Source organism: Streptomyces sp. NPDC126497 (assembly GCF_040302425.1).
Classification (GTDB): Bacteria; Actinomycetota; Actinomycetes; order Streptomycetales; family Streptomycetaceae; genus Streptomyces.
Genome location: NZ_JBEORT010000039.1, coordinates 49,223 through 55,836, shown reverse-complemented (window position 1 = coordinate 55,836; position 6,614 = coordinate 49,223). Strand labels below are relative to the sequence as shown.

The 6,614-nt window shown below is 72.6% G+C and carries 6 protein-coding genes and 1 pseudogene; 6 read left to right on the top strand and 1 reads right to left on the bottom strand.

Going from position 1 to position 6,614, the window contains the following annotated elements:
* Nucleotides 1-890: pseudogene (locus tag ABTY20_RS18290) on the top strand (serine/threonine protein kinase); the annotation flags it as partial.
* A 117-nt stretch (nucleotides 891-1,007) separates the two neighbouring features.
* Here ABTY20_RS18290 and ABTY20_RS18285 read toward each other — a convergent pair.
* Nucleotides 1,008-1,754, bottom strand: a complete 747-nt coding sequence (locus ABTY20_RS18285) for an SLATT domain-containing protein (RefSeq protein ID WP_351998021.1) — start codon at nucleotides 1,752-1,754, stop codon at nucleotides 1,008-1,010.
* A gap of 281 nt (nucleotides 1,755-2,035) precedes the next feature.
* Between ABTY20_RS18285 and ABTY20_RS18280 the strand changes: the two genes are divergently transcribed.
* The 5 genes from ABTY20_RS18280 (at nucleotide 2,036) to ABTY20_RS18260 (ending at nucleotide 6,540) form a co-directional block, all read left to right on the top strand.
* Entirely contained in the window at nucleotides 2,036-2,377 is a 342-nt protein-coding gene (locus ABTY20_RS18280; RefSeq protein ID WP_351998020.1) for a YbaB/EbfC family nucleoid-associated protein, read from the top strand.
* A gap of 77 nt (nucleotides 2,378-2,454) precedes the next feature.
* Nucleotides 2,455-3,054, top strand: a complete 600-nt coding sequence (recR, locus tag ABTY20_RS18275; protein ID WP_351998019.1) for a recombination mediator RecR — start codon at nucleotides 2,455-2,457, stop codon at nucleotides 3,052-3,054.
* Entirely contained in the window at nucleotides 3,047-3,706 is a 660-nt protein-coding gene (locus tag ABTY20_RS18270) for a DUF5063 domain-containing protein (RefSeq protein WP_351998018.1), read from the top strand. Before recR ends, ABTY20_RS18270 begins: the two co-directional genes overlap by 8 nt.
* A gap of 483 nt (nucleotides 3,707-4,189) precedes the next feature.
* On the top strand, nucleotides 4,190-5,467 hold the full coding sequence (locus tag ABTY20_RS18265; RefSeq protein WP_351998017.1) for an aspartate kinase: 1,278 nt from the start codon (nucleotides 4,190-4,192) through the stop codon (nucleotides 5,465-5,467).
* A complete protein-coding gene (locus ABTY20_RS18260; RefSeq protein WP_351998016.1) occupies nucleotides 5,467-6,540 on the top strand; it encodes an aspartate-semialdehyde dehydrogenase in 1,074 nt (357 codons plus the stop codon). Before ABTY20_RS18265 ends, ABTY20_RS18260 begins: the two co-directional genes overlap by 1 nt.
* Nucleotides 6,541-6,614: the final 74 nt, after the last annotated feature.

Genomic DNA, 6,614 nt, shown 5'->3' with positions numbered 1-6,614 from the left:
GCGCGCACCCCGGCGCGCCCGCCGTCGGACGACCCGGGCCGCCCGGGGCGGGCCACCACGCCGGCACCCCCGAACACGCCCGGGCCGCCGACGACTCCGCCGGGCCGCCCACGGCCGGCCCGGCCTCCCCGCTCCCGCCCGGGCAGCCGGGGACGAACCACCCGCCCGCCCATGTGGCCGGGCGGAGCACCCCCGCCCAGCCCCCGGCGCCGGGCCCGTACGGACACCCCCAGCAGCCCGCGTACGGCCACCCCCACAACGGTCCCGCCGTCGGCCACACCCCGTCCTACGGGCCGCCGCCGTACGGCCCGGTGTCCGAGCCGCGCCGGGACAACCGGTCCACCGTGCTGCTCGTGGTGATCGCGCTGGTCGTCGCGCTCGCCGCCGGCGGCACCGTGTACGCGCTGATGAGCGGAGGGGAGGTCGACCACCGGGCCGGCGGCGACCCCACCGCGCCCCCGTCGCACGGCGGCGCACCCCCGAGCACCGCCCCCACCACTCCCGACGGGACCCGGCGGTCCGACACCTCCGCGCCCGCGGACGGGGCCGTCCCCGCCGACTACCTGGGCAACTGGTCCGCCACCATCGACAACGCGAGCGGCCGCCACACCCGCAGGCTGACCCTCCAGCAGGGCGAGGTCGGCGACACGGTCATGTCCCTCGTCGCCGACGGACCCACCGGCAACGGCACCTACCACTGCGTCTTCGAGGCCCGCCTCACCGCCGACTCCGGCGGCCGGCTGGAACTCGGCCCGTCCTCCGTGGCGGTCGGCCGGCCGCGCAGCGCCTGCGCCCCGGGCTCCGCCAGCGAGATCACCCTGCTCCCCGGCGACTCCCTCCGGCGCGTGACCACCGGCAACGGCGAGCAGCTCACCTACACGCGGGACTGAACGCCCGACGGACTCCCGCGGACGAACGCCCACGGCCGCCTGCCGTGCCGGACCCCGGCGGGAAGGGGACCGGCGGGAAGGGGGCCGTGCGCACGGAACGCGCCGTGACCAGCCCGCTCAGCGCGGCTCGGGCGGACGCTGGCGCGGCATGTTGGGGCGGGCCGGTCCCTGCGGGGACGGGAAGCGACCGTGCGCGAGGGGGGCCTCCGGGCGGCCCGCGCCCGCCACCGCCGTCTGGATGCCCAGCGGCACGCCGCCGGTGCGGAACTCCACCATCCAGTCGGCCGTCTCGACCCGCACCAGCTCGGTGACGTCCTCCGAGAAGCGCCGCAGCACCGCCAGGCACCGCTCGGCCGCCTCGCTCGCCGTGCCCTCGGTCGGGCCGAGCACCTCACGCACGCACTCCGACGCCCAGTCGAACTGGAACGCCTGCAGCCGCCGCTGCACGGCCTGCGCGGTCGCCACGTCGCGCATCCAGCCGGACGTCATCCCGAAGAACCGGTCCCCGGCCACGCAGGCCGCCCCGAGCAGCAGCGCCAGATAGCCCCAGGGCGCGGACCCGTCGGCCGCCCCGGTCAGGTCGAGCAGCGGCAGCGCGGACCCGGTCAGCGCGCCCACGGCCGTCCCGGCCCGCAGCGCCCACGCGCAGCGCCGCTTCCACGCCCGGTCCGCGAGGTACCGGGCGGCCGTCTCCAGCGCCCCGCGCTCCACCCACCGGTACAGCTCGTCCAGCCGGGCCGCCGGCTCGCCCCAGTCCCCGAGCGGGAACTCCCGTCCCCCCACGTCGCCCGGCCGCGGCCCGGTCGCCTCCTCGCCCCGCCCGTCCTGAGGCCGATCCTCGGGCTGCATCTCCGGCTGACCCACCCGGTATCTCCCTACTGACCCCTGTCGACCCCTGCCGACCCCGCGCACTGTCCGTCCACGAAGTGTGACGCCAGGTGTTCACGCGCCTGACCCTTCCTACCGCCCAATGGGTGGCGGCACCGGGGGTTCGGGCTCCTTTTCGCCCGGAAGGCGGCCGTGATCAGGTATAGGGCCCCACCGTGACTCACTCGAAAGAGTGCCGGGGCAACGGCCTCCGGGACCACGTAGGCTCGTGCCGAGCGGTAAAACCCTTACCGACGGACCGACCAAGGAGCCCAATCGTGATCCCCGGTGGTGGCCAGCCGAACATGCAGCAGCTGCTCCAGCAGGCCCAGAAGATGCAGCAGGACCTGGCCAGGGCGCAGGAGGAGCTGGCGAGGACGGAGGTCGACGGGCAGTCGGGAGGCGGCCTGGTGAAGGCCACCGTCACCGGCTCCGGCGAGCTGCGCGGCCTCGTGATCGACCCGAAGGCGGTGGACCCGGAGGACACCGAGACCCTCGCCGACCTGATCGTCGCGGCGGTCCAGGCGGCCAACGAGAACGCCCAGGCCCTCCAGCAGCAGAAGCTCGGCCCGCTGGCCCAGGGGCTGGGCGGCGGCGGCATCCCCGGTCTCCCCTTCTGACGTCCCCGACCTTTCTCGAAGGGCCCGCGGGCCTCTACCGTACGTACTGAAGGAACACCAGGAAGGACGGCAGTCCGTTGTACGAAGGCGTGGTCCAGGACCTCATCGACGAGCTGGGGCGGCTGCCCGGCGTCGGTCCCAAGAGCGCGCAGCGGATCGCCTTCCACATCCTCCAGGCGGAACCGACGGACGTGCGGCGTCTGGCGCACGCGCTGATGGAGGTCAAGGCGAAGGTCCGCTTCTGCGCGACCTGCGGGAACGTCGCGCAGGAGGAGCAGTGCGCCATCTGCCGCGACACCCGCCGCGACCCCGCGGTCATCTGCGTCGTGGAGGAGCCCAAGGACGTCGTGGCGATCGAGCGCACCCGTGAGTTCCGGGGCCGCTACCACGTGCTGGGCGGCGCCATCAGCCCCATCGACGGGGTGGGCCCCGACGACCTGCGCATACGAGAACTTCTCGCGAGGTTGGCCGACGGCACGGTCACGGAGCTCATCCTGGCCACGGACCCCAATCTCGAGGGCGAGGCCACGGCCACGTACCTCGCCCGCATGATCAAGCCCATGGGCCTGAAGGTCACCCGCCTGGCCAGCGGCCTCCCGGTGGGCGGCGACCTGGAGTACGCGGACGAGGTGACCCTCGGCCGCGCCTTCGAGGGGAGACGACTCCTAGATGTCTGACGCCACGCTGCACGCGACGCACCAGAACCCGGACGACTTCGCGGTACAGATCGCCGATCAGATCGAGAGTTTCCTGGTCGCCGTCACCGAGGTCGCGAAGGGCGACGAGCCGGACTCGGCCGTCCCCTTCCTCCTCCTGGAGGTCTCCCAGCTCCTCCTGGCCGGCGGCCGCCTGGGCGCCCACGAGGACATCGTCCCCGACGAGCGCTACGAACCCGACCTGGGCCCCGAGGCCGACGTGGACGAACTCCGCGAGAACCTCGCCCGCATGCTCGACCCGATCGACGTCTACTCGGAGGTCTTCGACCCCTACGAGCCCCGCAGGGCCCCGGTCCCGGCCCGCATCTCCGACGACCTCACCGACGTCATCACCGACCTCCGCCACGGCCTGGCCCACTACAAGGCCGGCCGCACCACGGAGGCCCTGTGGTGGTGGCAGTTCTCCTACTTCTCCAACTGGGGCTCCACGGCGTCCGCGGCGTTGCGCGCCCTCCAGTCCGTGGTCGCCCACGTCCGCCTCAACCAGCCCCTCGCCGAACTCGACGGCCTCGACACCGACCAGGGCATGGGGGACGACACCCTGGAGTTCGAGGCGGGCAAGGTCATGGCCGAGGAGATCGGCACCCCCCTGGGCGTGCGACCGGTCGGGTGACGGCGGCCTCGGCGGCGTGCAGGGCGTCGAGGCCGCGTGCGTAGTCCCCGGCCCGCTCCGGGCACCCCTCCGCGCCCGCACGCGCGTCGGCCGAGGCCCTCGCCGTGGGTCCGGCGCCGCGGTCGGGCAGCAGGCGCACCGCCGCCGCCCGTCCGAACGAGGCCGTCCGCTCCAGGGGCGACCTGCCCTTGGAGGCCCGGTCCTCGATGCCCGACCCGCGGTCCAGCACCAGTCCCACGACATCCGTGTGCCCGAGGGGGCGGTCGGCGATGAGGACCTCGTCGACCGGGTTCGCGTGTGACGCGGGTCGCTTTTCCGAGTGGTCCGGGTCGGGGCGGGCAGGAACCCCCTGCACGAGTGGCCGGATGTCTCACGATGCGGTATCGCGGAGGGGTTTTTCGGACGCTCGATAGACTGGACCGACCGCAGCGGACACCTGTGCGTGCGGACTGCGGAAAACGACGGACTGAGCGAGGAGCGCACGTGGGCCTTGTCGTGCAGAAGTACGGAGGCTCCTCCGTAGCCGATGCCGAGGGCATCAAGCGCGTCGCCAAGCGGATCGTGGAAGCCAAGAAGAACGGCCACCAGGTGGTCGCCGTGGTTTCCGCGATGGGCGACACGACGGACGAGCTGATCGATCTCGCCGAGCAGGTTTCCCCGATCCCTGCCGGACGCGAGCTCGACATGCTGCTGACCGCCGGGGAGCGGATCTCCATGGCCCTGCTGGCCATGGCGATCAAGAACCTGGGCCACAACGCCCAGAGCTTCACCGGCAGCCAGGCAGGTGTCATCACCGACTCGGTCCACAACAAGGCCCGCATCATCGATGTCACGCCGGGCCGGATCAAGGCCTCGGTGGACGAGGGCAACATCGCCATCGTCGCCGGCTTCCAGGGTGTCAGCCAGGACACCAAGGACATCACCACGCTCGGCCGCGGCGGTTCCGACACCACCGCCGTCGCCCTCGCCGCCGCGCTCGACGCCGAGGTGTGCGAGATCTACACGGACGTGGACGGTGTGTTCACCGCCGACCCGCGCGTGGTGAGCAAGGCCCGGAAGATCGACTGGATCGCGTTCGAGGACATGCTCGAACTGGCGGCCTCCGGGTCCAAGGTGCTGCTCCACCGCTGCGTGGAGTACGCCCGCCGGTACAACATCCCGATCCACGTCCGTTCGTCCTTCAGCGGACTGCAGGGCACGTGGGTCAGCAGCGAGCCGACGAAGCAAGGGGACAAGCAGGTGGAGCAGGCTCTCATCTCCGGTGTCGCGCACGACACCTCCGAGGCCAAGATCACGGTCGTCGGCGTGCCGGACAAGCCCGGAGAGGCCGCCGCGATCTTCCGCACGATCGCCGATGCCGAGGTCAACATCGACATGGTCGTGCAGAACGTGTCCGCCGCGGCCACCGGCCTGACGGACATCTCCTTCACCCTGCCGAAGACCGAGGGCCGCAAGGCCATCGACGCGCTGGAGAAGAACAAGGGCACCATCGGCTTCGACTCCCTGCGCTACGACGACCAGATCGGCAAGATCTCCCTGGTCGGCGCCGGCATGAAGACCAACCCGGGCGTCACCGCCGACTTCTTCACGGCGCTCAGCAACGCCGGCGTGAACATCGAGCTGATCTCGACCTCCGAGATCCGCATCTCGGTCGTCACCCGCAAGGACGACGTGGCGGAGGCCGTCCGCGCCGTGCACTCCGCGTTCGGGCTCGACTCCGACAGCGACGAGGCCGTGGTCTACGGAGGCACCGGCCGCTGATGGCCGCAGCCGCGGGACCCGGCCGTTCCGGGCGGCCGACGCTCGCGGTCGTGGGAGCGACCGGGGCCGTCGGCGCGGTCATGCTCCAGATCCTGTCCCAGCGGGCGGACGTCTGGGGCGAGATCCGGCTCATCGCCTCCCCGCGCTCGGCCGGCCGCAAGCTGACCGTGCGCGGCGAGGAGTCCGAGGTCGTGGCGCTCACCGAGGAGGCCCTCGACGGGATCGACGTCGCCCTGTTCGACGTGCCCGACGAGGTCGCCGAGCGGTGGGCGCCGGTCGCCGCCGCGCGGGGCGCGGTGGTGGTGGACGGCTCGGGCGCGTTCCGGATGGACCCGGACGTGCCGCTCGTCGTCCCCGAGGTCAACCCGCACGCCGTGCGGCGGCGTCCGCGGGGGATCGTCGCCAACCCGAACTGCACCACCCTGTCGATGATCGTGGCGCTGGGCGCGCTGCACGCCGAGTTCTGCCTGCGCGAACTGGTGGTCTCCTCGTACCAGGCGGTGAGCGGCGCCGGGCACGCGGGCGTGCGGACCCTGCGCGAGCAGCTGTCCCTGGTGGCCGGTACGGAGCTGGGGACCCACCCCGGCGACGTGCGGCGGGCCGTGGGGGACGACACCGGGCCGTTCCCGGAGCCGGTCGCGCTGAACGTGGTGCCGTGGGCCGGGTCGCTGCGCGAGGACGGCTGGTCCTCGGAGGAGATGAAGGTGCGGGACGAGACCCGCAAGATCCTCGGCCTGCCCCGCCTGCCCGTGGCGGTCACCTGTGTGCGCGTCCCGGTGGTCACCGCGCACTCCCTCACCGTGCACGCCCGCTTCGAGAGCGAGGTCACCGTCGACAGGGCGCGCGAGATCCTCGCCACCGCGCCCGGCGTGGTCCTGTTCGACAACCCGGCGGCGGGGGAGTTCCCCACCCCCGCCGACGTCGTGGGCACCGATCCGACCTGGGTCGGACGGGTGCGGAGGGCCCTGGACGACCCCACGGCGCTGGAACTCTTCGTGTGCGGGGACAACCTGCGCAAGGGGGCGGCGCTGAACACCGCGCAGATCGCCGAACTGGTGGCGCTTGAACTGTGAAAAGTTCTGGATCGCACAGTATTCGTTTGTAGGATCTGTGTGATTCCTGTGATCCGGATTCCCGGCCGTGGCCT